General features: G+C 70.6%; 25 protein-coding genes and 3 pseudogenes. 19 read left to right on the top strand and 9 right to left on the bottom strand.

Annotated elements, in window-relative coordinates; translation table 11 throughout:
• Position 1: 1 nt before the first annotated feature.
• From WBG99_RS15160 to WBG99_RS15145, 4 genes are read left to right on the top strand one after another with little or no spacing between them, the layout of a single operon-like run.
• Positions 2 to 1648, top strand: a complete 1647-nt coding sequence (locus WBG99_RS15160) for an AMP-binding protein (protein ID WP_338896819.1) — start codon at positions 2 to 4, stop codon at positions 1646 to 1648.
• A 58-nt stretch (positions 1649 to 1706) separates the two neighbouring features.
• On the top strand, positions 1707 to 2807 hold the full coding sequence (locus WBG99_RS15155) for a histidinol-phosphate transaminase (protein ID WP_338896818.1): 1101 nt from the start codon (positions 1707 to 1709) through the stop codon (positions 2805 to 2807).
• A 43-nt stretch (positions 2808 to 2850) separates the two neighbouring features.
• Positions 2851 to 4698: an acyl-CoA dehydrogenase gene (locus WBG99_RS15150; RefSeq protein WP_338896817.1), complete on the top strand. Its 1848-nt coding sequence runs from the start codon at positions 2851 to 2853 to the stop codon at positions 4696 to 4698.
• Between the two features lie 45 nt (positions 4699 to 4743).
• Positions 4744 to 5385, top strand: coding sequence for a hemerythrin domain-containing protein (locus WBG99_RS15145; protein WP_338896816.1), 642 nt, complete (start codon positions 4744 to 4746; stop codon positions 5383 to 5385).
• Positions 5386 to 5420: 35 nt separating this feature from the next.
• On the opposite strand, the gene WBG99_RS15140 is transcribed toward WBG99_RS15145, so the two are convergent.
• Genes WBG99_RS15140 through WBG99_RS15125 form a run of 4 tightly spaced genes read right to left on the bottom strand, consistent with a single transcriptional unit; the run spans position 5421 to position 7565 of the window.
• Positions 5421 to 6605 carry an IS3 family transposase gene (locus WBG99_RS15140; RefSeq protein ID WP_338896815.1) on the bottom strand — a complete coding sequence of 395 codons (1185 nt, stop codon included), beginning with the start codon at positions 6603 to 6605 and terminating at the stop codon, positions 5421 to 5423.
• A gap of 23 nt (positions 6606 to 6628) precedes the next feature.
• The gene (locus WBG99_RS15135) at positions 6629 to 6844 is read right to left on the bottom strand and encodes a transposase (RefSeq protein ID WP_338896814.1); all 216 of its coding nucleotides are present in this window, start codon (positions 6842 to 6844) and stop codon (positions 6629 to 6631) included.
• A gap of 53 nt (positions 6845 to 6897) precedes the next feature.
• A complete protein-coding gene (locus tag WBG99_RS15130) occupies positions 6898 to 7290 on the bottom strand; it encodes a PIN domain-containing protein (protein WP_338896813.1) in 393 nt (130 codons plus the stop codon).
• Positions 7287 to 7565: a hypothetical protein gene (locus WBG99_RS15125; protein ID WP_338896812.1), complete on the bottom strand. Its 279-nt coding sequence runs from the start codon at positions 7563 to 7565 to the stop codon at positions 7287 to 7289. Before WBG99_RS15125 ends, WBG99_RS15130 begins: the two co-directional genes overlap by 4 nt.
• Before the next feature lie 106 nt (positions 7566 to 7671).
• Between WBG99_RS15125 and WBG99_RS15120 the strand changes: the two genes are divergently transcribed.
• The 3 genes and pseudogenes from WBG99_RS15120 to WBG99_RS15110 form a co-directional block, all read left to right on the top strand.
• Positions 7672 to 7863: a hypothetical protein gene (locus WBG99_RS15120; protein WP_338900358.1), complete on the top strand. Its 192-nt coding sequence runs from the start codon at positions 7672 to 7674 to the stop codon at positions 7861 to 7863.
• Between the two features lie 303 nt (positions 7864 to 8166).
• A complete protein-coding gene (locus WBG99_RS15115; RefSeq protein WP_338896811.1) occupies positions 8167 to 8886 on the top strand; it encodes a UPF0158 family protein in 720 nt (239 codons plus the stop codon).
• Positions 8856 to 8957: pseudogene (locus WBG99_RS15110) on the top strand (IS982 family transposase); the annotation flags it as partial. The gene WBG99_RS15115 and the pseudogene WBG99_RS15110, both read left to right, overlap by 31 nt.
• A 19-nt stretch (positions 8958 to 8976) precedes the next feature.
• Here the strand turns inward: WBG99_RS15110 and WBG99_RS15105 are convergent.
• Positions 8977 to 9861, bottom strand: coding sequence for a hypothetical protein (locus WBG99_RS15105; RefSeq protein WP_338896810.1), 885 nt, complete (start codon positions 9859 to 9861; stop codon positions 8977 to 8979).
• Positions 9862 to 10132: 271 nt separating this feature from the next.
• Here WBG99_RS15105 and WBG99_RS15100 point away from each other — a divergent pair.
• From WBG99_RS15100 to WBG99_RS15085, 4 genes and pseudogenes are all read left to right on the top strand, one after another.
• Positions 10133 to 10304 (top strand): annotated as a pseudogene (locus tag WBG99_RS15100) (universal stress protein); the annotation flags it as partial.
• Positions 10305 to 10684: 380 nt separating this feature from the next.
• Positions 10685 to 12001, top strand: a complete 1317-nt coding sequence (locus WBG99_RS15095; RefSeq protein ID WP_338896809.1) for an aromatic acid/H+ symport family MFS transporter — start codon at positions 10685 to 10687, stop codon at positions 11999 to 12001.
• A 28-nt stretch (positions 12002 to 12029) separates the two neighbouring features.
• Positions 12030 to 12422, top strand: a complete 393-nt coding sequence (locus WBG99_RS15090) for a hypothetical protein (RefSeq protein ID WP_338896808.1) — start codon at positions 12030 to 12032, stop codon at positions 12420 to 12422.
• Positions 12419 to 12736, top strand: coding sequence for a hypothetical protein (locus WBG99_RS15085; RefSeq protein WP_338896807.1), 318 nt, complete (start codon positions 12419 to 12421; stop codon positions 12734 to 12736). The genes WBG99_RS15090 and WBG99_RS15085 overlap by 4 nt, the downstream gene beginning before the upstream one ends.
• A gap of 38 nt (positions 12737 to 12774) precedes the next feature.
• Here the strand turns inward: WBG99_RS15085 and WBG99_RS15080 are convergent, their stop codons facing one another.
• Positions 12775 to 13590: a PaaX family transcriptional regulator C-terminal domain-containing protein gene (locus tag WBG99_RS15080; RefSeq protein ID WP_338896806.1), complete on the bottom strand. Its 816-nt coding sequence runs from the start codon at positions 13588 to 13590 to the stop codon at positions 12775 to 12777.
• Between the two features lie 175 nt (positions 13591 to 13765).
• Here WBG99_RS15080 and WBG99_RS15075 point away from each other — a divergent pair, with 175 nt between their 5' ends.
• The 7 genes and pseudogenes from WBG99_RS15075 (at position 13766) to WBG99_RS15045 (ending at position 21666) form a co-directional block, all read left to right on the top strand.
• Entirely contained in the window at positions 13766 to 15319 is a 1554-nt protein-coding gene (locus tag WBG99_RS15075) for an FAD-dependent monooxygenase (protein WP_338896805.1), read from the top strand.
• A 2-nt stretch (positions 15320 to 15321) separates the two neighbouring features.
• A pseudogene (locus WBG99_RS15070) lies at positions 15322 to 16140 on the top strand (CoA-binding protein); the annotation flags it as partial.
• A complete protein-coding gene (locus WBG99_RS15065; protein ID WP_338900357.1) occupies positions 16113 to 17363 on the top strand; it encodes an acetate--CoA ligase family protein in 1251 nt (416 codons plus the stop codon). The pseudogene WBG99_RS15070 and the gene WBG99_RS15065, both read left to right, overlap by 28 nt.
• An 11-nt stretch (positions 17364 to 17374) precedes the next feature.
• A complete protein-coding gene (locus WBG99_RS15060) occupies positions 17375 to 19048 on the top strand; it encodes an AMP-binding protein (protein WP_338896804.1) in 1674 nt (557 codons plus the stop codon).
• Positions 19038 to 20126 carry a cupin domain-containing protein gene (locus tag WBG99_RS15055; RefSeq protein ID WP_338896803.1) on the top strand — a complete coding sequence of 363 codons (1089 nt, stop codon included), beginning with the start codon at positions 19038 to 19040 and terminating at the stop codon, positions 20124 to 20126. The genes WBG99_RS15060 and WBG99_RS15055 overlap by 11 nt, the downstream gene beginning before the upstream one ends.
• A complete protein-coding gene (locus WBG99_RS15050; protein ID WP_338896802.1) occupies positions 20123 to 20956 on the top strand; it encodes a fumarylacetoacetate hydrolase family protein in 834 nt (277 codons plus the stop codon). The genes WBG99_RS15055 and WBG99_RS15050 overlap by 4 nt, the downstream gene beginning before the upstream one ends.
• Complete coding sequence (locus tag WBG99_RS15045; protein WP_338896801.1) at positions 20953 to 21666, top strand: maleylpyruvate isomerase family mycothiol-dependent enzyme; 714 nt, start codon at positions 20953 to 20955, stop codon at positions 21664 to 21666. The genes WBG99_RS15050 and WBG99_RS15045 overlap by 4 nt, the downstream gene beginning before the upstream one ends.
• 131 nt (positions 21667 to 21797) lie before the next feature.
• On the opposite strand, the gene WBG99_RS15040 is transcribed toward WBG99_RS15045, so the two are convergent.
• The 3 genes from WBG99_RS15040 to WBG99_RS15030 all read right to left on the bottom strand — a co-directional run bounded on the left by WBG99_RS15040 (position 21798) and on the right by WBG99_RS15030 (position 23457).
• On the bottom strand, positions 21798 to 21935 hold the full coding sequence (locus WBG99_RS15040; RefSeq protein ID WP_338896800.1) for a hypothetical protein: 138 nt from the start codon (positions 21933 to 21935) through the stop codon (positions 21798 to 21800).
• Positions 21936 to 22065: 130 nt separating this feature from the next.
• Entirely contained in the window at positions 22066 to 22953 is an 888-nt protein-coding gene (locus tag WBG99_RS15035; protein ID WP_338896799.1) for a DUF3626 domain-containing protein, read from the bottom strand.
• A 96-nt stretch (positions 22954 to 23049) separates the two neighbouring features.
• Positions 23050 to 23457, bottom strand: coding sequence for a hypothetical protein (locus WBG99_RS15030; RefSeq protein ID WP_338896798.1), 408 nt, complete (start codon positions 23455 to 23457; stop codon positions 23050 to 23052).
• A 613-nt stretch (positions 23458 to 24070) separates the two neighbouring features.
• Between WBG99_RS15030 and WBG99_RS15025 the strand changes: the two genes are divergently transcribed.
• Positions 24071 to 25297 carry an ATP-grasp domain-containing protein gene (locus tag WBG99_RS15025; RefSeq protein ID WP_338896797.1) on the top strand — a complete coding sequence of 409 codons (1227 nt, stop codon included), beginning with the start codon at positions 24071 to 24073 and terminating at the stop codon, positions 25295 to 25297.
• The last annotated feature ends 26 nt before the right edge of the window (positions 25298 to 25323 follow it).

Genomic DNA, 25323 nt, shown 5'->3' with positions numbered 1-25323 from the left:
CGTGGCGGCCAGGAACGACGGACTCTGGGACCTGCTGCTCAGGAGGGAGTCGCATGGCACCCTCCACCACTGGGAGGAGAACGGCTTCGGGCACCTGCCGTGGAGCGAGGTGGTCGCGGACGCGCACGGCATGGCGCTCGCCCTGCGCGCCGCCGGGGTGCGGCCCGGTACCCGGGTCGCGACCGTGCTCACCAACTCCGCGCACACCGTCCGCGGGCTGCTCGCCATCTGGCTGGCGGGCGGCGCCGTCGCCTCCTTCCCGCTGCCGGCCCGCGGGCAGGCCCCCGAGGAGTACGGGCACCAGCTGAGCGTGCTCAGCGAGCGGCTCGACCCGGCCGCCCTGCTCGTCGACGAGCGGCTGCGCCCCCTCGTCCCGGAGGGGCTGGCCGCGCAACTTCCGGTGCTCACCTGGACGTCCTTGTACCGCGACGGGCGCATCGACCCGGAGCCGCCCGGCACCGAAGACACCGCGTTCATCCAGTACTCATCCGGCAGCACCAGTCTGCCCAAGGGCTGCGAGCTCAGCGTCCGCGCCATCAGCACCCAACTGCACATGCTGAGACAGATGTCGGACGGCCGCCCGGGCCAGGAGACGATCGCCTCCTGGCTACCGCTCTCGCATGACATGGGCGTGTTCGGCACGATGCTGCATGCCTGGGCGTTCGACCACGACTTCGTACTGTCGACGCCCGAGCGGTTCGGCATGGCGCCACGCACATGGTTCCGTGACATGTCCGAGTTCGGCGCGACCATGACGGCCGGCACCAACACCGCCCTCCACCTGGCCACCCGGGCCCAGGGCCGGGGCGTCCTGCCCAAGCCGCTCAGGCTGAAGGTGTTCGTGGTGGGCGCCGAACGGGTCGACTGGGGCACCCTGAACGCCGCCGCCGAGACGTTCCGGTCCTCCGGGCTGACCCCGGAGGCGTTCATGCCCGCCTACGGCATGGCCGAGGCGACGCTCGCCATCGCCAGCACACCGCTGGGCGAGCGGCCGTCGGTACGCGGCTTCGACGAGGCGGCCCTGCTCGACGGCAGGGTCGTGGAGGTCCCCGAGGACGCCCCGGGCGCCACCCGGCTGGTGTCCAACGGCCCGCCCCTGCCCGGCGTCCTGGTCCGCACCGACCGGCCCGGCCAGGTCTCCGAACTGCTGGTCGCCACGCCCAGCCTGGCCACCGGCTACCACGGGGATCCGCAGCGCACCGCCGAACGCTTCCGCGACGGCGAACTGCGCACCGGCGACGTGGGGTTCGTCCACGACGGCGAGGTGTTCTTCGTGGGCCGCGCCGACGACCTCATCTCGGTCGGCGGCCGCAACATCTACACCGGTGAGATCGAGTCGGCGATCGAGGACACCGGCCCGGTCCGCAAGGGCTGCTCGGCGCTGGTCGAGGTGCCCGGCACACCCGTCTCCCGGCTCGTCCTGCTCCTCGAACCGGCGCGCCGCAGCGACGACTTCCACTCGATCGCCGACCGCGCCGCCAGGGTCGCCCTGGAGAAGGCCGGCATCGCGCTCTCCGAGTGCGTCTTCGTGGAGCGCGGACACCTGCCCCGGACACCCAGCGGCAAGATCCAGCGGTTTCGCTGCCGGAACCTGCTCGGCCGGGACGAGAACCGGCTGAAGACCATCGCCCGCGTCTGGCTCGACTGAGCCGGACGGTCGGCCGGACCGCACACCGCCCGGCCGGCCCGTGAGAGGAAGGATTTCCATGTCCCAGGGGCAGGTCCTGCCACCGGGCTTCTTCGCCGACACCGGGATCGTCGACGGCGGAGACCACCTCCGGCTCCATCTCAACGAAAACCCCTACGGCCCGCCGCCCGGCACCGTCGACGCGGTGCACGACGAGTCCGCATGCCACCTCAACCGCTACCCGGACGCCGACTGCCTGAAGCTTCGCGAGGCACTGGCCGCCCACTTCGGGGTCGCCCCCGACATGGTCGCCGTCGGCAACGGCACCGACGAACTGGTGCTGCTCACCTCACTGACCTTCCTGCGCGAACCTGGCACGTCCGTCGTGACCACCGCGACCACCTTCCCTGGATACGTGGTGTCCGCCGCGTCCGTGGGCCGCACCCCTGTAACCGTCCCGTTGGACGGCGCCGATCTCCCCGTCGGGGAACTCGGTGACCGGATCGGCGCGGGCGCCGACCTCACCTTCGTCTGTAACCCTCTCAACCCGACCGGCGCGCTCCTCGACCGTGCGTCCGTCCGGCACCTCATCGACCGCGCCGAACACGCCGGCGTCGTCGTCGTCTTCGACGAGGCCTACATCGACTTCGCCGGACCCGCCCATGAGTTCGCCCTCCAGGCGGTGCGCGAGGGCCGACGGGCGCTGGTGATGCGGACGTTCTCCAAGGCGTGGGGCCTCGCCTCCGTACGCATGGGCGTCGTCATCGGCCCCGCCGACCTCGTCGCCCGGGTGTCCGCCACCGCCGGCGCGCTGCCGTTCAACGTCAACCGGCAGGCCCAGCGGGCCGTCTTGCGGGCGCTGGAGCAGCCGGAGCACCTCGAGCGCGTGCGCGCCGAGAACGCCAGGGTGCGCGAGTTGCTCTGCAAGTCGCTGGACGCGCTGGGGCTCACGCACGCGCCGTCCGCGAGCAACTTCGTGATGGTGGAGGTACCGCCGCCGTGCGACAGCACCGCCTTCGCCGCACGCCTCGCCGCCGAGCACCGCATCTTCGTCCGCGCGCTCGACGCGCTCGACATGCCCGGCCGGCTCCGCATCACCGTGGGCACGGAGCCCGACGTGGAACGCCTCGCCACCGCCCTGCGAACCATGCTTGACGGCCCCGCGGCCACCGCTGGCTGAGAGTCGGCGCCGCCTACACAGACAGGGAGCGAGATCACCGACCATGGGCCATTACCAGCCGAATCCGGTGGACCTGGAGTTCACCCTCTTCGAGGTGCTGGGTTGCGCCGAAACCTACGGCCAGGGCGCCTTCGCCGACACCGACGTGAGCACCGCGCGGACCGTACTGGCTGAGGTGGCCCGGCTCGCCGTCGGTGAACTGGCCGACGCGTTCACCGACGCGGACCGCAACCCGCCCGTCTACGACCCGGTGGCCAAGGTCGTCACCCTCCCCGCATCCCTGAAGCGGGCGTACCGCGCCTGGATGGACGGCGGTTGGCACCTCCTCGACCTGTCCGCCTCACTGGGCGGAGCCGCGGTGCCGCCGTCCCTGCGCTGGGCCGTCGCCGAACTGGCGCTCGGCGCTAATCCGGCCGTCTACCTCCACCAGGGGCTGGCGGGCTTCGCACAGATCCTCGACCGACTCGGCACCCCCCAGCAGCGGCGGCTCGCCCGGCTCATGGTGGAGAAGGAATGGGGCGGGACGATGGTCCTCACCGAACCGGAGGCCGGCAGCGACGTCGGGGCCTGCCGCACCCGGGCCGTCCCGCAGCCCGACGGCACCTGGCACATCGAGGGCGTCAAACGGTTCATCACCTCCGGTGAGCACGACCTGTCCGAGAACATCGTCCACTTCGTGCTCGCCCGCCCCGAGGGCCACGGCCCCGGCACGAAGGGACTCTCGCTGTTCCTGGTGCCCAAGTTCCATGTGGAGGACTATGAGACCGGCCGGCTCGGCGCCCGCAATGGTGTTCACGCCACCGCCCTCGAGGACAAGATGGGACTGAAAGCGTCGGCGACATGCGAGCTGACCTTCGGCGCCGAACAGCCGGCGGTCGGCCTGCTGCTGGGCGACGTCCACAACGGCATCAGGCAGATGTTCCAGGTCATCGAGCAGGCCCGGATGATCATCGGTGTCAAGTCCGCGGCCACCCTGTCGACGGCGCACCTCGGCGCCGTCGCCTATGCCCGCGAGCGCGTCCAAGGCGCGGACCTGGCCCTGGCGGCGGACCGTGAGGCCCCCCGCGTGCCGATCATCCGCCACCCCGACGTGCGCCGCGTCCTCCTGCTGCAGAAGGCTTACGCGGAGGGGCTGCGCGCCCTGGTGCTCTACACCGCCACCATCCAGGACCGCATCGCCGCCGCGGAGGCCGCCGGCACCGCCGACGACGCGGCGAAGGCCCTCAACGACCTGCTTCTCCCAGTCGTCAAGGGGTATGGCTCCGAGCGCGCCTGCGAGCAACTCAACCACGCCCTGCAGATCTTCGGCGGCGCCGGATACATCCGGGACCTTCCTCTGGAGCAGTACATCCGGGACACCAAGATCGACACCCTGTACGAGGGCACCACCGCGATCCAGGGCCTCGACTTCTTCTTCCGCAAGCTGGCCCGCGACGGAGGGAAGGCGTTCGCCGCGCTGCTCAGCGAAGTGGAGAATACCGCGCAGGGCGGCTCGAACGGCCCGCTCGTCGAAGCACGCGCGCTGCTCGGCCGGGCTCTGGAGGACCTGCGGGGCATGGCGGAATCGATGGTCGGGCACCTGCTGGAGTCCTTCACGGACCCGGCCACCGTGTACCAGGTGGGCCGCAACACCACCCGGCTGCTGATGGCCACCGGTGACGTGCTGATCGGCTGGCTGCTGCTGCGGCAGGCGCTGGTCGCCGAGGCGGTCCTGGCGCAGCTGCCCTCCGACGGCGATGGCGCAATCCGAGCGCGACAGGCTTTCTGTCTGGGCAAGATTGCCACTGCCAGATTCTTCGCCCAGGAGGTGCTTCCGCTGGTGACTGCCGAACGTTCCATCGCGGACCGGCTGGACACCATCCTCATGTCCGTCCCCGAAGACGCTTGGTGAGCACTTCCGCTCACCGAACGCGAAGCCCACTCTCCGAGGAGCGCCATGGCCCAGTCCTTCGCCACCCTGCACTCTGCCCATCAGACGATGCTGCTTGCCCATCGCGCGATGGTGCGCGACCTGGACCGGGTCGCCCGCACCGCCGAACAGCTGGCGAAGTCGCCGAACCCCGAACAGGCCATTGCGCTCAGGGAGTACGTCGACAAGCTGTTCCAGCTGATCGAACACCACCACGAGGGTGAGGACGAGTTCCTCTGGCCGCGGCTGCGGCAGCTGGGCGCCGACGAGGAGGCGCTCACCCTGATGACTACCGAGCACGACGAACTGTCGAAGGTGCTGCACAGCTGGCACGACGTCAGCCGCAGGCTGGGCACGGCCCCCGGCGTGGAGGCCGAGCTGGCGAAGCTGACGGAGGGGGTACGCGAACAGCTCGCCAAACACGCCGGGGACGAGGAGCGTGAGCTGACCGGACGACTGGCTCCGGTGCTCGGCAAACAGATCTGGAAGGGGTTCGCGACGCACATGCGCAAGACGGCCCCGAGCTGGACCCTGAAGTTCATGCCGGCCTGGCTGTCCTCCGTGGCTGGCCCCTACGAGCGGGGCGGGGTGCCCGCGCCGCCGGTGGCGGCATTGTTCCGGGGCTGGCTGGAGAAGCGGCAGCGGGCCGCGTTCGGCGAGAACTACTGAATTGAAGTTTCCCCGTGATCTCGGACACGTGATCGTTACGCCGCAAGGGCGTGCTGGTGTCGTTGCCTGGTCTCGGCCGGGGTGAGGTAGCCGAAGATTTTGTGCTTGCGCAGGCGGCGGCGGTTGTAGAAGGTCTCGATGAAGGTGAAGACCTCGGCGCGGGCGGTCGCCCGGTCGGGCCAGGTCCGGGTGCCGATCTCCTCCTTCAGGAGGGCCCAGAAGCCCTCCGCGGCGGCATTGTCGAAACATGACCCAGTCCGCCCGCAACTCTGCCGGAGTCTCAACTCCTCTATTCGGTCACGGAATTGGGACGAGGTGTACTCGCTGCCGCGATCGCTGTGGATCACACATCCCGGCTCCAGGTTCCCCCGGCCATGGGCCATGTCCAGGGCGTCGACGACGAGGTCGGCTCGGTGGTGATCGGCCATGGCATAGCCGACGACCTCGCGGGTGGCCAGGTCCAGCCAGCAGGCGAGGTAGAGCCAGCCCTCGGCGGTGGGCAGGTAGGTGATGTCGCCGACCAGCTTGATCCCGGGACGCTCGGCGTGGAAGTCACGGCCGATCAGGTCCGGGGCCGGCTTCGCCTTCGCATCCGGCCGGGTCAGCGAGCGGCGCTTGCGCCGTGTGACGCCGGGTATGTCGCGCTCGCGCATCACGCGGGCGACACGCTTGCGGTTCACCCGCTGCCCCAGGCGTCGCAGTTCAGCGTGAATGCGCGGGACACCGTAGGTATGGCGGGAGGCGATGTGCAGCACCGTGATCTCATGCCCGAGCGCGTCGTCCGCGGCCTCCCGGGCGCGGCGGGCCGCCTCGCCATCACACCACGCGTAGTACGACGAGCGGGCGACCTTCAGCACCCGGCACAGCAGAACGACCGGGTAGTTCGCCTTCTCCGCGTGGATGAACCGGTACAGCTCGCTCACCGGTCGTTCTCCTTCACGAAGAAGGCGGTCGCTTTTTTTCAGGATCTCGATCGTCTGCTGCTGTTCGCGGACCTCCTTGCGCAGCCGCTTGAGTTCCTCGCGCTCGGCGCTGGTCAGCTCACCGGGCTCGCCCTCGCCCCGGTCCGCCTTGGCCCGGCGGTACCAGCCACGCAGGGACTCCGAGCTGATGCCGAGTTCCCGGGCCACCGCAGTGACCGTCTTGCCCGAGGAGTCGACGAGCGCGATCGCGTCCCGCTTGAACTCCTCGGTGTACCGCTTCGTGTACTTGCTTCCCACCTGGTGCTACTTCCTCTGGAACCTCAGGTCCCAGTCTCCAGGTGTCCACGATCAAGGGGAAGCTTCACCTCCGGCCTGGCCCTCTCGGCCCGTTTCGCCCGCGAGACCCAGCTCGCCAGGGTCGTCTCGTTGATCCCCAGGTCCTTCGCGGTCTCGGGGGCCGGCTTCCCGGTCTCCGTCACGATGCGTACCGACCCCTCACGAAACTCCGCCGTGAACTTCCGACGCTTCTCCGCCATGACACTCAACTTCCCCTGCTGTCACGGCTCCACGCTACGAGGCAAACCTCAGTTCAGATTTTCACCACGCGGGCGCTGGGGCCGCACAGCATCAGGAGATCCTCGGGGTCTGACGTCAGGACGGTTACCGGGGCAGGTGAGGTGAGTGCGGTGGCGGCGACGATGGCGTCGAGGGCGTATTTGTGGCCGTGCAGGCCAGCTGCGGCGAGGAGCTTGCTGGCGTGGCGGGCGATGGCTTCGGTTGGCGGGATGATGTTCACGCGGGAGACGGCGTAGTCGAAGCGGGCCTGGTCGGTCTTGGGGTCGCGGGCTTCGACGAGGGTGACGGAGCTGGTGATGACGCGGATGTCCTCGGCTTCTGCGGCGGCGAGCCACTCGGTGAGTTCGGGTGTGCGTCGTACGAGCTTGGACAGGCCTTCGCAGTCCAGGACGAGGGTGCCGCTCACGCGGCGTCCGCCGAGCCGGCCGCGTCGCCGCGCAGGAGCGCTCGCTTGGCATCGACCGCAGCCTGGTCGACCGGGCCGTGCTCGGCTTCGGCGTCCTCGATGAGTTCGCGCAGCTGGTCGCGCTCCAGTTGGCGCTGGATGAGGGCTTCGACGTAGGCGGACATGCCGCGCTTGCCGGTGCGTGCCTTGAGCGCCGCGATGGTGCCTTCGTGGAGGGAGACGGAGACCGGGCGGACGGGACCTTCGCCGGGAGCGGAGTCGAGGGTGGTGGCCATGGAGCCATTTTAACAAAACTCTTGTTATTGAGTGGGGTGATTCTGCGGCGTTGCGGCTTGTCTGGAGGCAGTGACGGATTGCCTCACGGGGTTCAGATCCCCCGTGATCACCAGGCGTGACGATGCGTCCCGTGGGCTGACGCGGGAGGAACTGCTCGCGCTGCCTGCGGCCGTGGACCTGGAGACGGCGAACCGCGCGTTGTCCCTCAGCCGGACTACGGGGTACGACCTTGTCAAGCGCGGTCGGTATCCGTGCACGGTTCTGCGTCTGGGCAACGCCTCCAGGTCAGGCCTTTGACCTGGGGTTTCTTGCATTCGTTGACCTTGGAATCCTGGCCAATCGGCCCACCCGGACCGGGCCGGACTCGAAGAGCTCGGGCAGCTCGCGGCCCGGGCACTGCGTACTCCCGCCGCCCGGGTCGGCCGCGCCCGGAAGCGTCGGCGCACCGCCGGCAAGAGTGGCCGCAAGCGGCACCGCTGACCAGGGCATGACCGCCTGCTCATGAAGACGCCAAGTGAGACCGGCACCGGCCACGGCGTCGGGCGGGGGAAACCGGACCGGCGTCGTACGTCCCCGGTGGCGCGCGCTACGGTCGGAGCCGTGGCCGAGGGATGGGACGAGGACGGGCTGCGAGCCGTGCGAGGCGCGCTCCACATTCAGGACTGGGTGGCGCTGCTTGCCGCGTTGCAGCGTGGAACCGTACGTGAGGTGCTGCAGCTGGCCGGCGATTGTGTGGCCGGGGCCGCGGCGCGGGGCCTGCCGGGGGCTGCGGAGATGGCGGCCTCGTTTATCGGCGAACTCCAAGAACGCGGCTTCCGGGGCGACGAGGAACTGGCACACCAGTTGCGAACGGCCATGGGAGATGCGGCGATCCCCCTCCTCCGCCCGCTCGCGGTCGATCTGGAGATGCTGGCCATGCTGCTGGAGGGCGACCTGGCTGAGACGGGTGGCCGGATCGATCTGTCCACCGGGGAGTGCTGGCCGAGGTTGACCGACGAGTTGGAGACTGGGGCCGGGGTCGAGGAGGCGGATGATCCCGAGCGATGGCTGTACGTGCCGGCTCTGGGTTCCCGGGCCGGCTACCGGGACATGGAGCTGTTCATCGACGGGCTCGGCGACGTCGCCCTCGCCGACCGGCTGCGGATCGCCATCACCGGGCGGGGCGCCTTCCGACGCTTCAAGGACGTCCTCGCCCGGGACGAGCGCGCCTGGCGCCGGTACCACCGGCTCAGCGATGAGCGACAGCGCGGCCGGGCCCGCGCCTGGCTGGTGGAGGAGGGCTATTGCCCGTCTGCGTCATGCAGCGCATCCTCGCGCTGACCGTCGCGATCTGGCACGACGACCACACCGGACAGCCAGTCCTGCGCTCACTGGCCGCCTATGATCACTGACCCCTCGGAATCAATCATCTCAGCGGGACGTCAGGCCGGCGTCGGTGAGGCGGCGCATCAGTGAGGACTTGCCACGGTGCTGCTCGCGCAGGTCATGGAGGCGCCGGGCGAACTCACCGGGGGTGCCCGCTCGGTCGTGGATCTCGCGGAGATCCTTCAGGAGGGCGACAGCGGTGTCATAGGGGCCGGGCTGCTTCTTCCCGATCAGGTTGGCGACGTCCTGCCAGGCTTGCTCGGCGTTCTCGGCCAGGCGGTCCAGGTGGCTCTCGCGGGCCAGCTGCTGGGCCCGGCGGGCCTGAGCGCGGGCCTGTTCCTGCTGCCGGGTGTGCTCGGTGCGCACCTCGTGGGCGGCGTCGAGGAGCTCTGCGGCTGAGCGCCGCCGGGTGGCGGTGGACGGTTCGGCTGCGCTGTGGGACCCGGCGCGGTGGCGAGCCAGGAGTGCGGGGCCCGGCTGTGGGGCGACGCCCAGGGCGGCGTCCAGCAGCAGGGCATCCTTCTCGTGTTGCGGCAGGGCGCGGATCCAGGCGGCGAGTGCGTCCTTGCCGATTGCCTGGGAAGGGGCGGCGCCGCTGGCGCGGGCAGCCGCGGTGAGCAGGTACGGGTCGATGCGCAGGAAGTCCGCCAGCGCCTGCTGCGGTCCGGTGAGGTGGGCAAGGCCGGCGGGTACGGGCGGCTCGAGGGTGGAGGTGTACTCGTCCTCGTCGACGTCCTCCTCCAACTCCCAGCGGGTGAGCGCGGAAAGCCAGGCCAGATAGAGGGGGCGCCGGTCGCCCGCGGCGAGTTCGGTACGCAGTGTGGTGAACGGGGCGAGGGTGAAGGAGGTCTCGAAGTCCCACTCGCCGCCGTCCTCGGCTGAGTAGACGAAGTCGAGCAGCAGATGCCCGTTCCTGGTCCAGCAGGTCAAGGCGTCTTCCGCGGAGTAGGGTTCGGCGCTGCGGGCGGGCAGGATCGACCTGCCCCGTCTCTACCGTCTCTACCACGGAGAGTGACTGCTGATCTTTAACTCGGGGGACTGGTTTGTCGTCCCCGTCGGCGAACTGCCGGGGCTCTGCGGGCGTCGTCATTTTTGCAGGCACATGGCTGAAGGGCCCAGGTCTTCATTCCTGCGGCATGGCTCCAGGCAGGCGTCAATCGAGCGACGGTGCAGGAACTTGGCAGAGGGGGAACACACCGCGGTTGAACGGGAGGTCGTCGCCGCGGCCCAGGGTGCGGAGTCGCTCATCCTGGACCGCGACGGCGACCGCACCCCGCCTTGGTCCGAAGACCCCGGGCTCGGCCGGCCGCTTCGTCGTCGACCAGGCTCCGTGCCCGGTCCCGCTGGTCCGGCCTGACCCCGCTCCCGGCCTCGTCGGCATACGGCTGGCGCGCCGTACCCGCCGTGCCACCGGTGGTGCGGCCAACTCGCGGCCGGCCGGTTCTCACCCGGGCCGGAGAACCGGCCGCTGTCCCTTCTCGGAGGCCCAGCGTGGGCCGCCCTGCATCGGGAGTCCGGTCGGACGGCCGGGGCTCTCAGGTGTTCCGGCTGTCGCGGTCACCGACCCCGCCGCCGACATGAGGGTCACTTGGACTTTGGTCGTCACCAGATTGCATCTTGGGATCTCGGCTTGTTGTCCAGAGTACGCGCCGAATCCGATTCTTTATGTTTCGACTCATTGACGTCCGTGTCGAATATGACACACACTTCTCGGCGTCTCAGCCGATTCATGGCGGACGTAAAGGAGCCAGCGATGAGACCCCAACCCACCCGCAACCCCCGGCGCCCGGAGCTCTTGGTGACCGGCCTGTGCTTCGCGGTGATCGTGTTCGACGGATACGACCTGATCGTCTACGGCGCCAGCGTGCCGGCGCTGCTGCAGTACGAGCCCTGGGGGCTGACCCCGGCGATGGCCGGTGTCATCGGAAGCTACGCCCTCGTGGGCATGCTGGTCGGCGCGCTGCTCGCCGGCGCCCTGACCGATGTGGTCGGCCGCCGCCGGGTCATGCTGACCGGCGTCGGCTGGTTCTCGGCCGCGATGATGGGGTGTGCGCTCGCGCCCGACGCGACCTGGTTCGGCATCTTCCGGCTGCTCGCCGGGCTCGGGCTCGGCGGCGTGATGCCGACCGCCGTGGCGCTCACGGCCGAGTACTCCGCCCCGAGCCGCCGCAGCTTCAACAACGCGCTGATGTTCTCCGGCTACTCCGTGGGCGGCATCCTCGCCGCGGTGCTGGCCATGGCGCTGCTGCCGGTGTGGGGCTTCCGTTTCCTGTTCGCGCTCGGTGCCGTTCCGCTGCTGATCCTGCCGCTGCTGGTGCGCTACGTGCCGGAGTCGCTGGTGTTCCTGGTCGCGAAGGGGCGTCTTGAGGAGGCCGAGCGGACCGCGGCGCGCCTGGGCGTTCCCGTGCCGGAGGCCCCTCCCGCCACGGCCGAGCCGCAGCCCAAGCGGGGCCCGGCCGCCCTGTTCACCCGGCGCCACGCGCTGCCCGCCGTGCTGTTCGCGGTGGTGAGCTTCTTCGGCCTGCTGCTGGTGTACGGCCTGAACACCTGGCTCCCGCAGATCATGCGGTCCGCCGGCTATCCCCTGTCCAGCTCCCTGCTGTTCCTGCTGGTGATGAACCTCGGCGCGGTCATCGGCTCGGTGCTGTTCTCGCCGCTGGGTGACCGGTTCGGCATGAAGCCGATCACCCTGCTGTCCTTCCTGGCGGCCGCCGCCTCGATGTCCCTGCTCAGCATCGCCACCGCGGCGCCGCTGATGTATCTCCTCGTCGCCATCGCGGGTTTCGGCACCATCGGCGCCCAGATCCTGGTCCTCGGCTACGTCGCTCAGCACTTCCCGGTGGAGGTCCGGGCCACCGCGCTCGGCTGGACCCTCGGCATCGGGCGCTTCGGTGCCATCACGGGACCGCTGTTCGGTGGTCTGCTGCTGGACTCCGGGGTCGGCATCGAGTGGAACTTCTACGCCTTCGCCATCCCCGCCGCGCTCGCCACGGCCGTCGTACTCCTGCTGCCGGGCAAGGCCACGCAGGCCTCCGAACAGGCGGCCCCGGTGGAGGCCCGTACCGCGTGAGCACGCGAGGTCGCTGACCGTCGCCGCCGTGGCCCTCGCCACGGCGATGGCCGGGATGGCCGGAGCACCGGCCGCAACGGCCGCGGAGGACACGTCGCAGGCGCGGGCCTGGCCCGGCCCTCGGATTCTCAACGAGCCCGAGGCGAAGGCGCCCCAGCTGGAGAACACCGGGGTCTGGAAGGCCGATCCGACCCGCGTCTGCCTGTCCAGCGTGTACCGCGAGGGCGAGTTCCTCTACCAGGGCTGCCTCTGGGACGACCACGGCGCCGGTCCCGACCACGAGTGGCCGGTCAACACCCTGCTGAGGACCTGCACCTACCCGACCGACCCGGCCTACCGCTCCAACGCCGCCGACCTGTCGAGCTGCGGGCCAGGCCCCTTGCCGACGCGACCGCCTTCCGCATCACGTACGACACGATGACCGACCCGGGCCTGGTGGCCACCACCATCGCCCTCGGCGACTCGGACCAGCCGCTGCCCGCCCCGCACGGCGCGAACACCGTGATGCCGGCCCAGGTCTTCGTGACCGTGCACGGCACGACAGCCGACGTCGTGGGCGCCGCCGACGGGCGGGAGCTGGGCAGCGCCCCGGTGACCGTCGACAAGGAGCGGCGCCAGGTCGAGGTGCCGGTCAAGGTGACGCTCGCGGGCTGCGGCTCGCGGACGTTCGGCGGGGGACGACCGCCGTCGGCTCCCTGCTGGGGTCCCTGCTTCCGTAAGGCCGTAAGGCCGTAAGGCGAGAGGCCGGGCCCGTACAACGTACGGGCCCGGCCCTACTTCTGTGGCAGCGGGCGGGACCCGGCCACCTCGTCGTAGAAGGACTCGGCCGCCGGACCCAGCAGTTCGTGGGCCTCCAGGAACATCCCGTGCGCCTCGTGGCCCACCCAGCCCGCCGGGAGGAGTTCGGTCGGCAGGTCGGGGTCGCGGAAGGGGAACTTGCGGTAGTCGTACGTCAGTTGCATGCGCTCGACCATCGCCTCCTCGGGGCTGAGATGCCCGGCCCGGTAGGACGGCATCCGGCCGCGGTAGGTGCGCAGCAGCTCCCGGTAGTCCTCGTTGAGGGCGGCCAGGTCCCAGCACCGGGCGGCCATCTCGCGGTCGACGGGGAGGCCCGACGACTGGCAGCGCAGGGTGTCCAGGCGTACGGCGGGCTCGTCGGCGAACTTCTCCCTCACCTGCCGTATGCGGTCGTGCGGGGAGACGTACGTGGAGGGGGCCAGGGGGCCGAAGCCCAGCCAGGCCAGCTCCTTGCGGATGCGGTCGCGTACGCCCCGCTCGGTCTCGGGGACCGAGTAGATGACCATGTACCAGTGGCGGTCCCAGTCGGACGGGGCCGGGTCGAAGATGCGTGAGCGGCCCTCGTCGAGCAGCTGGAGACTGCGCGTGTTGAGCGTGTAGAGCGTCTCCCTGCCCTCGCGCCGGACGTCGAACCAGCCCTCCTTGCGCAGGCGTGCGAGCACCACGCGCACCGTGCTGTCGCCGACGCCGAAGCAGCCCATCAGTGTGCTGAGGGTGCGCAGCCGGGCGGCGCCTCCGCGGTAGCGGACGTAGTCGCCGAACAGGTCGAAGACGATCGATCGAGGTTTCACGGAAACCGACTATGTCATACGGACGGCCGTTGCGGAGGTGCATCGCATCAGCTGCAACGTCAGGCGGCACGGCCCTCTATTTGGGTAACAAATGATTGACGTCCGTGTAGTGAGTGACACACAATGTTGGTGTGCGGGGCGGCTCGCTCCGATACTGGACATGGAGGCACAAGCCATGGTTTCTCGGATCGCGTGCGTGGGAGGGGGCCCCGGCGGGCTGTTCTTCGCAACGCTCCTCAAGCAGGCCGATCCGTCGGTCGAGGTGACGGTCTTCGAGCGGAACCGCCAGGACGACACCTTCGGTTTCGGCGTGGTCTTCTCCGACGCGACCCTGGCCGGCATCCACGCCGCCGACCCCGTCCTGCGCACCGCTCTCGCGGAGCACGGGCGTCACTGGGACGACATCGAGGTACGGCTCAAGGGGCAGCGGATCCGCTGTGGCGGCAACGGCATGGCGGCGATCACCCGCAGGACGCTGCTCCAGTTGCTGCACCGGCGGGCGGCGGAGGTCGGTGTCGATCTGAGGTTCAGCCACGAGGTCCCCGCCGATCCGGCGCAGCTGGCCGACTACGACCTGATCGTGGCCGCCGACGGGGCGAACTCGCGCTTCCGCGACCGCCTCGCCGACGTGCTCGTGCCGGAGGCGGAGGTCGCGACCGCCAAGTTCATCTGGTTCGGCACGACGTATCCCTTCGACGGCCTGACCTTCGTGCACGAGCACGGGCCGCACGGCACGTTCGCCGTGCACGGCTACCCGATCAGCGACGGCGTCGGCACCTTCATCGTGGAGACGGACGAGGAGTCCTGGCGCAGGGCGGGGCTCGACGAGTTCGACACCTCGCAGCCGCCCGGCCCGAGCGACGGGAAGACCAAGGCGTACCTGGAGAAGCTCTTCGCCGAGCAGATCGACGGGCACGAACTGCTGGTCAACAACTCGCGCTGGGGCAACTTCCGCACCCGCCGCACCCGCCGCTGGCACAGCGGCGACGTCGTCCTGCTCGGCGACGCCGCGCACACCGCCCACTTCTCCGTCGGCTCCGGCACCAAGATGGCCATGGAGGACGCCATCGCCCTCGCCGGCAGCCTGCTCGCCCACCGCGACGACCTGCCGGCCGCCCTGGAGGCGTACGAGGCGGCGGCGCGGCCCTCGGTGGAGAAGATACAGGCCTCCGCCCGGCCGAGCCTGTCCTGGTGGGAGCACTTCGGGCGCTACCACGACGCGTTCGAGCCGACCCGGTTCGTCTTCCACTTCCTCTCCCGCAGCATCGGCAAGGACCGGATCGCGCGCCGCGACCCGGAGTTCGTCGAGCAGGTCGTGGGGGACTGGCGGGCGGCGCACGAGGGGCGGGACCCCTTGGAGACGCCGTTGCGGGTGGGCGGGCAGGAGTTCGCGGGGCGGCGGGTGACCGGCGCCGACCTCGCGGGGGTGGCGTGCCTGTCGCTGACCGCGCCGGAGGACGAGGCGCGACTGCCCGCGGTGTACGAGGAGCTGGCCGGTGCCGTGAGCGGTACGACCCCGCCGCAACTGGTCGCCGTCCACGCCGGGACCGCCCTCACCCGGCAACTGCTCGCGGAGCAGGCCCGGCTGGTGCACGGGGTGCCCGCGCTGATCGTGGAGGACGGGATGGACGACGACCGCGCCGAGACGCTGCTGCTGTCCGGGCGCGCCGATCTGGTCGGCTCCACGGAAGCCGATCTGGTCGGTTCCACGGAAGAGGGGCGGGCGTAGCCATGACCACGAACCTGACGCCGCTCTTCGCCCCCGAGGGCGTGGTCGTGATCGGCGCCTCGCGACAGAGCGGCAAGCTCGGCGCCGCCATGGCCCGTTCCCTGGCCGCCTTCCCCGGGGCCCGCGCCCTCGTCAACGCGCGCCGCCCGGACCCCGGTGAGGGTGTGTACGCCTCGGTCGCCGAAGCGGCCGAGCACGTCGGCGGACGGCTCGACCTGGCGGTGCTGTGCGTGCCGGCGGCCGGCTGCGCGGACGCCCTCGCCGAGGCGGCCGCAGCGGGCTGCCGTGCCGCGCTGATCTGCGCGGGCGGCTTCGGCGAGGCGGGCCCGGAGGGCGAGGAGTACGCGGAGGCGGTGCGCCGCGTCGCCGACGAGACCGGCATCCGGCTGCTCGGCCCCAACACCTCCGGCTTCTTCGCGCCTCATCTCGGTCTGACGGCCAGCTTCGTGCCCGCCGCCGGGCAGCTTCCCGCCGGGGACGTCGCGGTCGTCGCGGCCAGCGGCGGCGTCAACCACGCGCTCGCCTTCGACCTGGTGACCGCCGGGAACGGCATCAGCCTCGGTGTCGGCATCGGGGCGGGCCTCGACGTGACGGCGGCGGACGTACTGGAGCACCTCGCCGGGGACGGCCGCACGACGGCCGTGGCCCTGCACCTGGAGACGGTTCCGGACGGGCCACGGCTGGTGGCCGCCGTACGGCTGGTGGCCGCCGTCAAGCCGGTCGTGGCGCTGGTCGTCGGCCGCAGCGACGTCGGTGACTTCGCCCGGTCGCACACCGGGGCGCTCGCCACGAGCTGGCGTACGACACGGGCCGCGCTGCGGCAGGCCGGGGCGGTGGTCGTGGACGACGAGCGGGAGCTGGTGGACGCGCTCACCGCGCTCTCCCGGATCCGGCTGCGTCCGCACCCGGACCCGGGGCTCGGCATCGTGACCGCTCAGGCCGGGCCGGGGCTGCTGCTGGCGGACCGGGCAGGCACGGACGGCATCCGGACACCGGAGCTGTCCGAGGCCACGCAGCGCACGCTGGGCAGGCTGCTGCCCCCGCTCACCTACCAGCGCAACCCGGTCGACACCGGCCGGCCCGGCGAGACCTTCGCCCGCGTGCTCGACACCACCGCCGCCGACCCGGAGGTGGACCTGCTGTCCGTCTACGCCCTGACCGAGCCGGACAGCGTCGACCTCGCCTCGGCCGCCCAGGACGCCGGCCTCGGTGCCGATTCCCCGGCCGTGGTGGTCGTCGGCGGCCTCCCCGAGGACGTGGCCGAGCAGCGGGCGCGGCTGCACAAGGCGGGGATTCCGGCACTGACCGGACCGGCGTCCGCCGCCAACGCCGTACGGGCGCTGGTGACCCATGCCCGACAGCGGGCCCTCCCGACGGACGGGGCCTCGCCGCCGCCGATCGCCACCGTTCCCCCGGCCCCCTGGACGAGGACGCCGCCAAGACCTTCCTCGCCGGCCTCGGCATCCGCACCCCGCGCCGGGTCGCCTGCGACACCCCCGCCGACGCCCACCACGCCCTGCGCCTGCTGGGCGGGCCCGTCGCGGTCAAGGTGCTCGACGCCGCGATCCTGCACAAGACGGAGGTCGGCGGGGTCCACCTGGGCGTGCGCACCCCCGACGAACTCGACGCGGCGCTGGACGCCATCGGACGCGACCGGCGCTGTCTGGTCGAGGCCATGGCCCCGGCCGGTGTCGACCTCGTGCTCGGCGTGCGACGGGACCCCGTGTTCGGGCCGGTCGTGCTGGCGGGACTGGGCGGTACGGCCGCCGAGGCGCTCGCCGACGTGGCGATCCGGCTCGCTCCGCTCCCGGTGGCCGAGGCCGCCTCGATGCCCGACGACCTGGCCGCCCGCACCCTGCTCGACGGCTGGCGCGGCGGGCCGGTGCTCGACCGTGCCGAGTTCGGGCGGGTCGCGTCCGCCCTCGCCGCCGCCCTGGCCGCGAGCCCCGGCACCGCCGAGATCGAGATCAACCCGCTGCGGCTCACTGCCGACGGACTGATCGCCCTGGACGCCGTGATCGTACGCACGGCCGACCGCACCTGAGGAGAACGACCATGCCAAGGCCGAGCAGCAACGGCGCTGTCCCCTGGCCCGCGGAGTACGCCGAGCGCTACACCGCGAAGGGTTACTGGGAGGGCCACGCCATCGGCGACCGGCTGCACGCCGCCGCCGACGCGACCCCCGAGGCGGTCGCGCTCGTGGACGGCGACCGCCGCCTGACGTACCGCGGGCTCGCCGAGCGCGCGGACGCCGCCGCACTGCGCCTGGCAGCGCTCGGGCTCCGCCCCGACGACCGGCTCGTGGTGCAGCTGCCCAACACCGCCGAGTTCGTGATCCTCACGTACGCCTGTCTGCGCCTCGGGGTCATCCCGGTGATGGCGCTGCCGGGGCACCGCAAGCACGAGGTCGGCTACCTGGTCGAGCACAGCGAGGCGGTCGCCGTCGCCGTCCCCGACTCCCTCAAGGACCACGACCACCGGGCGATGGCGTTCGAGATCGCCGAGGAGTCGTCAACCCTCCGGCATGTCCTGGTGCTCGGCGACAAGGCCGGCGACGACGCCGTGGACCTGCGCGAGTTGTGCGCCGCGCCCGGCACGTCGGCGGACCGGGCCGTCGTGGACGCGTACCGTCCCGACAGCCGCTCGATCGCCGTCTTCCTGCTCTCCGGCGGGACGACCGGGCTGCCCAAACTCATCGCCCGCACGCACGACGACTACGTCTACAACGCCCGTCGCAGCGCCGAGGTCTGTGAATTCGGGGCGGACACGGTGTACTTCGCCGCACTGCCCCTCGGCCACAACTTCCCGCTCGCCTGCCCGGGACTGCTCGGCACGCTGCTGCACGGCGGCCGGGTGGTGCTGGGTTCCCCCAACCCGCAGAAGGCGTTCGCGCTGATCGAGCAGGAGGGCGCCACCGCTTCGGCCCTGGTCCCGGCCATCGCCCAGCGCTGGCTGGACCACCACCGCGACCACGCGGAGGCCGACCTGAGCTCGCTGCGCGTGCTCCAGGTCGGCGGCTCCCGGCTCGCCGACCACGTCGCCCGCCGCGTCCGCCCCGAACTCGGCTGCACGCTCCAGCAGGTGTTCGGGATGGCCGAGGGGCTGCTCAACTACACGCGGCTCGACGATCCCGAGGACGTCATCTGCACGACGCAGGGGCGCCCCATGTGCCCGGACGACGAACTCCTCGTCGTCGACGAGCTGGGCGGCCCCGTCCCCGACGGGGCCCCCGGCGTGCTGCTCACCCGCGGCCCGTACACCCCGCGCGGCTACTACCGCGCAGAGGAGCAGAACGCCCGCGCCTTCACCGAGGACGGCTGGTACCGCACCGGTGACATCGTGCGGCTGCTGCCCGACGGCAACCTCGTCGTCGAGGGCCGCGACAAGGACATGATCATTCGGGGCGGGGAGAACATCTCCGCCGAGGAGATCGAGAACTTCGCCTACCAGACCCCCGGCGTCGCCCGCGCCGCCGCCGTGGCGATGCCCGACGCCGAACTCGGCGAACGAGTCTGCCTCTACGTCGTACCGGAACCGGACCGCACGGTGACCCTCGACGACGTCCACCACGTCATGGAGCGCGCCGGTATCGCGCGTTTCAAGTTCCCGGACCGGCTGGTGACGGTCCCCGAACTCGCCGCCACCAAGGTCGGAAAGATCGACAAGAAAGCGCTGCGCGCCGACATCACGCGCCGGCTCGACGCCGAAGGAACCCCCGATGACCAGTGACACCGTCATAGCCCCGGAGGAGACGGACCCCGGACTCCGCGAGCTGTACGACGGATTCCAGGCGGCCGGACTCATCCCCCTGTGGACCGAGATCGGCAACCTCATGCCGCTCACCCCGCAGCCCGAGGCCGTCCCGCACGTCTGGCAGTGGGACACCCTGCTGCCGCTCGCCCGCCGGTCCGGCGACCTGGTCCCGGTGGGACGCGGCGGTGAACGCCGCGCGATCGCGCTCGCCAACCCCGGCCTGCCCGGACGGCCGTACGCGACTCCCAACCTCTGGGCGGCCGTTCAGTACCTCGGCCCCCGCGAGGTCGCCCCCGCGCACCGCCACTCGCAGGGCGCCTTCCGGTTCATCCTGGAGGGCGAGGGCGTCTGGACGGTCGTCAACGGCGACGCGGTCGAGATGCGCCCCGGCGACCTGCTCCTCACCCCGTCGATGCACTGGCACGGCCACCACCACGTCGGTGACGCGCCGATGGTGTGGCTGGACGGCCTCGACATCCCGCTCGTGCACCGCCTCGACGCCGGGTTCTTCGAGTTCGGCGAGGACGGCGTGTCGGACCGGTCGACCCCGACCCGGTCGCGCAACGAGCGGCTGTGGGGCCACCCCGGGCTGCGCCCGATCGCGGCCGGGGACAACCCCGACTCCCCGCTCATGGCCTACCGTCGGGCCGACACCGACGACGCCCTCACCGCCCAGCTGGAGCTGGAGGACGAGGGGTACGCGGGGGTCATCGAGCCCGGCCACGCGGGCATCCGCTTCACCAACCCCGGCACCGGCCGTGACGCCCTGGCCAGCCTGCGCACCGAGATGCACCGCCTGCGCGCGGGCGCTACGACAGCCACCCGCCGAACCGTCGGCTCCTCCGTCTGGCAGGTCTTCCGCGGAAGCGGGACCGTCACCCTCGACGATCGCGTGATCGAGGTGTCCGCCGGCGACCTGATCGCCGTCCCCTCCTGGTGCGCGCTGACCATCGCCGCGCACACCCGGCTCGACCTGTTCACCTTCAACGACGCGCCCCTCTACGAGGCGCTCAACCTCGCCCGCACCGAGACGACCGGGAGCACCCGCGCATGAAGCTCGCCACCATCCGCACTGCCGACGGGACGGCGGCCGTCCGCCTCGACGGCGACCGGGCCGTGGAGACCGGAGCCCCCGACGTCGCCGCCCTGCTGCGCCGCCCCGACTGGCGTACGTACGCTGCCGCCGCCGACGGGCCGGCGCACGACACGGCCACACTCGACCTCGCCCCGGTCGTCACGACCCCGGCCAAGATCTTCTGTGTGGGCCACAACTACCGCACCCACATCGCGGAGATGGGCCGCGAGATGCCGTCGTATCCCGCCCTCTTCGGCAAATTCGCCAACGTCCTGCTCGGCGCGCGCGACGACATCGTCCATCCCGGCGAGACGCAGGAGCTGGACTGGGAGGCCGAACTGGGCTTCGTCATCGGCTCCCGGCTGCGCCGCCGGGCCACCGAGGACGAGGCGGCGGCCGCGATCGCGGGCTACACCGTCGTCAACGACATCTCCATGCGGGACTGGCAGTGGCGTACCCCGCAGTGGCTCCAGGGCAAGGCGTGGGAGGCCAGTACCCCGGCCGGGCCCTGGCTGGTGACCGGCGACGAGGTCGGCGACGCGGCCGACCTGGAGATCCGCCTTGAGGTGGACGGCGAGGTCATGCAGTGCTCGCGCACGTCCGACCTGCTCTTCACCCCTGCCCACATCGCCGCTTACCTCAGCACGTTCACGACCCTGGAGCCGGGCGACCTCGTCCTCACCGGCACCCCGGGCGGGGTCGGCGCGGCCCGCGATCCCAAGGTGTTCCTGAAGCCCGGCCAGGTCGTACGGACCGTGGTCGAGGGCGTCGGGGAGTGCGTGAACACGATCGTCGAGGACAAGCCGTGAAGGTCCCCGTCGCCACACTGCTGGACTGGGTCGAGGACGGGCAGCTCGCGCTGCAGCGGGCGGTCGACGCGCTGACCGCCGACGCGGTGACCGAGCCGTCCGCCCTGCCCGGCTGGACCCGCGGCCACCTGCTCACCCACCTCGCCCGCAACGCCGACGCCCTGGTCAACCTGCTGACCTGGGCCCGGACGGGGATCCGTACGCCCATGTACGCCTCGCCGGACCAGCGCGCCACGGACATCGAGGCGGGCGCCGGACGGCCGTCGGCCGAACAGCGGGCGGACGTACGGGAGTCCGCCGCCCGGTTCCGGAAAGCCGCTGAGGCCCTGTCCGGCGACGCCTGGTCGGCCACGGTCGTCAGCGGTCAGGGGCGCGAGATCCCGGCCTCGGAAGTGCCCTGGCTCCGGGTCCGCGAGGTCTGGATCCACCTGGTCGACCTGGACGTCGGTGTCGGCATGGACGTCCTGCCGCCCGACCTGGCGTGGGCCCTCGTCCGCGATGTGGCCGGATGGATGTCGGCCCGCGTCGAACCGGACACGGGCGCCGAGCTGACGGCGGAGGGCCACGGCACCGTCGTGCTCGGCACGCCCCCCACCGGTGTCACGGTCACCGGACCGCCGTACGCCCTCGCCGCCTGGCTCACCGGCCGGGGCGGCATCGACGAGCTGCTTGTCACGGGTGAACTCCCGGGCGTTCCGCGCTGGTTGTGAATCCAGCCAAAGTCGAACCCCCTTCGGATATCCGGCCTTGTTGGTCACCGTCACCACCAGCCCATCCCGCGCCAAGGGCGGCTCACTGTGGTGATCGGGCGGCGGAAGGACCGCCCGTCGTCCCCGTCGGCTCATCCGGTCGTCTCCAGAAGCGAGTCGATGTCCTGGATGCCTTCGGATTGCTTCGCAAGCCGCGCGAAGACATTGTCCAGGTTCTCGATGTCCTTGCCGTCGTCGGTGGTCTCCGCGGCAGCCAGGATCGACTCCAACTGCAGGTGGGTGACGGGCGCTAACGGTGACGTCGGGTATGTGAACTGTCCGAGTGCCTGGCTGTTGAGTGTGGTCTGGGTCGTCGAGTCCCCGCAGTAGGACCCCGAGGTGTCAGCTGCTCGCCGTGGATCACGTGTCCCTCAGCCTTGCCGGGGTGTGGCAGGCGGTGTGGCGGCTGATCCCGGCGGTGCCGAACCGTGCCAGACAGTGCCACACCTTCTTGAGGGACTGCTGGTCGTAGTGTCCGGTGCGGGCAGCGTCTCCGATGACCCGGGGATTGAGGACCCCGTCAACGGCGATCTCGGCTCCCAGGTCGACGTACTCCTGCCCGCGGAACTCCGGGTGGCGACGCAGTTCTTCGACGGTGAGTTGGAGTCCTGGATGCCATTCGATCGGACATGGCAGGCGGCGGGCTGCCGCTTCCACCGGCGTTTCCCTGTAAGACGGATCCAGGACCAGGGCTTCCGCATGGTGCTCCAGCACGAGTGGTCCGTGGATTTGTGCCTCGATGTAGTCGTCAAGCGCGTCTTGGTCGTCGGCCTCGGCCAGGTCGATGAGAGACATGCTGGTGGCGACCCCGAAAGCTGATGGCTGGAGGAAACTGTCCGGGTAGCAGAACGTAGCTCGTGGGAGAGTTTCGGCAGTCAGCCGAAAGTGCGCGGAGCCGAATCGTGGTGCGGCCCCGAGGGGCTTGCGCCGGAAGTTCAGTGCGCCGTAGACAGGTCGCTCGTGTGTAGGTGCGAGGTCATACGCACCGTTGAAGATCCGGTTCTCCCAGCGCCATCGGTCGCCGCCCGGGTGGGCCGTCAGACCCCCGTTGCTCGCTCCGGTGACGAACTGCGAGTGGTAAACGCCGTCCTCTGCCAGCGCGAGCAGGATTGGCCGATCGCGCACCATGCGGTCCGGGTGAAAGTTCAGGGTCACTCGCAGTGCGGGGTCGACGGGGGGCCCGGATGACAGCGACGCGACGTGACGTAGGGCCTGTTCCTGCGGTGAACGGGCTGCGTCTGGCTTCATCGGCGCAGTGTGCCCGAACTCGATCAATTGGTGCACCTGGATTGACCAGGCGGACCGGCGTCCGACGGGATGGGAAGTTGCTCGATGCAGGAGACGTCACGGCCGACTGCGGCCACTGACGTCGGCGGTGTAGGTGGCCCAGTCGCCGCCGGACAGACGTTGCCAGGCGACGGCGACGTCAGTGTGAATGCCCAGGGTGCGGGCGAGGATCGCGGCGGGGACCTCGGTGGCGAGCTGGAAGAGCCCGGTGCTGCGGGCCTGGTTGGGCCGGATCCCGAGGTGGGTCAGCCGCTGGGTCAGCTGCGTGGTGCTGATCGGCCGTCCGGGCTGGCCGCCGGGGAAGAGCCATGGCGACGGGGCCAGGGTCCCGATGGTCGCGTGGCCCTTGCGGTTCGCGGCGACCACGCGGGCCAGGGCGGCGACGGGCTCGGGCAACTGGACGGGTGTATCGCCGAGGTGGAGACGTATTTCGTGGGCGCCGGCCTCGACGTTCTCGATGGTCAACCGGCTGATCGCCGACGGCCCTTGGGCATAGAGGAGGGGCGTGGGCGCCTCGTAACGTGCGTCACACTGTGCGCCATTTTCGCTTTCCGACCGGCTGAGGACCGGCCGGGTGCACGTGCCGCTCACCCCCTCCTGATAAAGGCGGGAATGGCGCGGATCGCGCCGGGCGTGTAAATCATGACCATGTTTCACCAAAACGGACATAGGGGTGCCAGTCACCGCAGATGAATTTGACCCAAGGAATGGTTGACCTCGAACCGTGCTATCACCTAGGATCTTGATCATTACGCGGGGAAATGTTTTGACTGGCAGTGATGTGGGGGGCGACTGCTTGTGTTCTTCTTTCTACCTTGGGATTTGCTGCGCCTGGTGGGCCCTGCTCGAGGTGAATATCCACGGCTGACTGACCCACGGATCCCGTGCGGAAGTTCATCCGTCAACTCCTACTGATCGCTGCGGCGTCCACGACGTTTCGCGGCTTTTGGCATCACTCATGCCCTGGCCCGGTGGCTGACTTCGCCATGCCGTGACGCGATTCCGAGTGCTCTCCAAATGAACCATCGCCGACCTCAGGGCGAGATTTCGAGGATCTTCTGTGTCTTATCGTGTCCTAGTGGTGCAGCCGGCGTTCTCGGCGAACGCCTATATCGTGCACGCCCGTTCCATCGGCTGGGATGTTGTCGTGGCCTCCTATGAGAAAGGGGGCCGTGTAATCGCCGACGCGGTACGCTCGCTTACCACCGAGATAATCACGGTGGACACCAATGACAGCGCTGCCCTTGAGGCCGCTGTCGTGGAATCCCATGAGCGTAACGCGATTCATGCCGTGGTGGCCGGAGGTGAATACTACGTACCCGGTTCCGCGCAATTGTCAGCGCGTCTCGGACTGCCTGCCCTGACCCCCACCGCCGTCGACCAGGTCCGGCACAAGGGGAAAATGCGCCAAGCAGTGGCCGAGGCCGGCCTGGAAGTGCCGAAGTTCATGGTCGTGAGCGACCCGGCGGACCTCGAAGAGGCCTGTGCGCACGTCGGGCTCCCCGCGGTCATCAAGCCCGTCGATTCCGGCGGCAGCGTGCACGTCTCGCGCGTCGACAGTATCGAGGAGGCGCGCGCGGCACTGGCCGCGATGCACGCCGAGGAAGGGCTCGAATTCGACCGCACGCTCACCCGCGACGCGATCCTCGAACAATACGTGCCCGGTACGGAGTACAGCGCCGACGGATATGTGCGCGACGGAGAAGTGGTCGTCGTCGCGGTGACCCGGAAGCTGCTCGGTCCCGAGCCCCGGTTCCTGGAACTCGGACACCTCACGCCCGCCCCGCTGGATGAGGCCACGCGCCACGAACTGGCGTCGTACGCCACGCGTGTCGTCGAGGCCGTGGGCATCACGACCGGCCCGTTCCACTGCGAACTGCGCCTCAGCGAGGGCCGCCCGGTCCTCATGGAGGTGGCCGCGCGACTGCCCGGCGACAAGATCACCGAGCTGATGGAAATGGCCACCGGCCTCATGCTGCCGGGCAAGGTCCTCGCGAGCATCACCGGCGCCGACCCGGAGCGCTCGGGTGCGTACCGCGAGCCCGTCGCCAAGGCGGCCGGAATCCGCTTCCTGACGGCCGGCGGCACGGGTTCGTACGCGCGGCTCGAAGGCTGGGGCGAACTCGCCGCCGAGCCCTGGGTGGTGGGGAGCCACGTCCTCGTCGAGCCCGGCGCAGGGATCAAGACGGACGAGGCCGACTACAGCTGCCGGATCGCCGCCGTCGTCTTCACCGCCGACTCCCCCGAAGAGGCCCACGAGCGCTGGTCCGAGATCGGCGACCGCGTCCGCGTGCTCGGCGCCTGAAAAAACGTCAACGCGTGCCCGGTGCC

Source organism: Streptomyces sp. TG1A-60, from assembly GCF_037201975.1.
Taxonomy (GTDB): Bacteria; Actinomycetota; Actinomycetes; order Streptomycetales; family Streptomycetaceae; genus Streptomyces.
Note: the sequence above shows the minus strand (reverse complement) of the source record. Positions and strands in the feature narration are given on the sequence as shown.

Excerpts from the sequence above, each read along its gene's own strand:
- WBG99_RS15155 (WP_338896818.1), top strand. The coding sequence starts at position 1,707 with ATGTCCCAGGGGCAGGTCCTGCCACCGGGCTTCTTCGCCGACACCGGG.
- WBG99_RS15150 (WP_338896817.1), top strand. The coding sequence starts at position 2,851 with ATGGGCCATTACCAGCCGAATCCGGTGGACCTGGAGTTCACCCTCTTC.
- WBG99_RS15145 (WP_338896816.1), top strand. The coding sequence starts at position 4,744 with ATGGCCCAGTCCTTCGCCACCCTGCACTCTGCCCATCAGACGATGCTG.
- WBG99_RS15135 (WP_338896814.1), bottom strand. The coding sequence starts at position 6,844 with ATGGCGGAGAAGCGTCGGAAGTTCACGGCGGAGTTTCGTGAGGGGTCG.
- WBG99_RS15125 (WP_338896812.1), bottom strand. The coding sequence starts at position 7,565 with ATGGCCACCACCCTCGACTCCGCTCCCGGCGAAGGTCCCGTCCGCCCG.
- WBG99_RS15095 (WP_338896809.1), top strand. The coding sequence starts at position 10,685 with ATGAGACCCCAACCCACCCGCAACCCCCGGCGCCCGGAGCTCTTGGTG.
- WBG99_RS15085 (WP_338896807.1), top strand. The coding sequence starts at position 12,419 with ATGACCGACCCGGGCCTGGTGGCCACCACCATCGCCCTCGGCGACTCG.
- WBG99_RS15075 (WP_338896805.1), top strand. The coding sequence starts at position 13,766 with ATGGTTTCTCGGATCGCGTGCGTGGGAGGGGGCCCCGGCGGGCTGTTC.
- WBG99_RS15060 (WP_338896804.1), top strand. The coding sequence starts at position 17,375 with ATGCCAAGGCCGAGCAGCAACGGCGCTGTCCCCTGGCCCGCGGAGTAC.
- WBG99_RS15055 (WP_338896803.1), top strand. The coding sequence starts at position 19,038 with ATGACCAGTGACACCGTCATAGCCCCGGAGGAGACGGACCCCGGACTC.
- WBG99_RS15050 (WP_338896802.1), top strand. The coding sequence starts at position 20,123 with ATGAAGCTCGCCACCATCCGCACTGCCGACGGGACGGCGGCCGTCCGC.
- WBG99_RS15035 (WP_338896799.1), bottom strand. The coding sequence starts at position 22,953 with ATGAAGCCAGACGCAGCCCGTTCACCGCAGGAACAGGCCCTACGTCAC.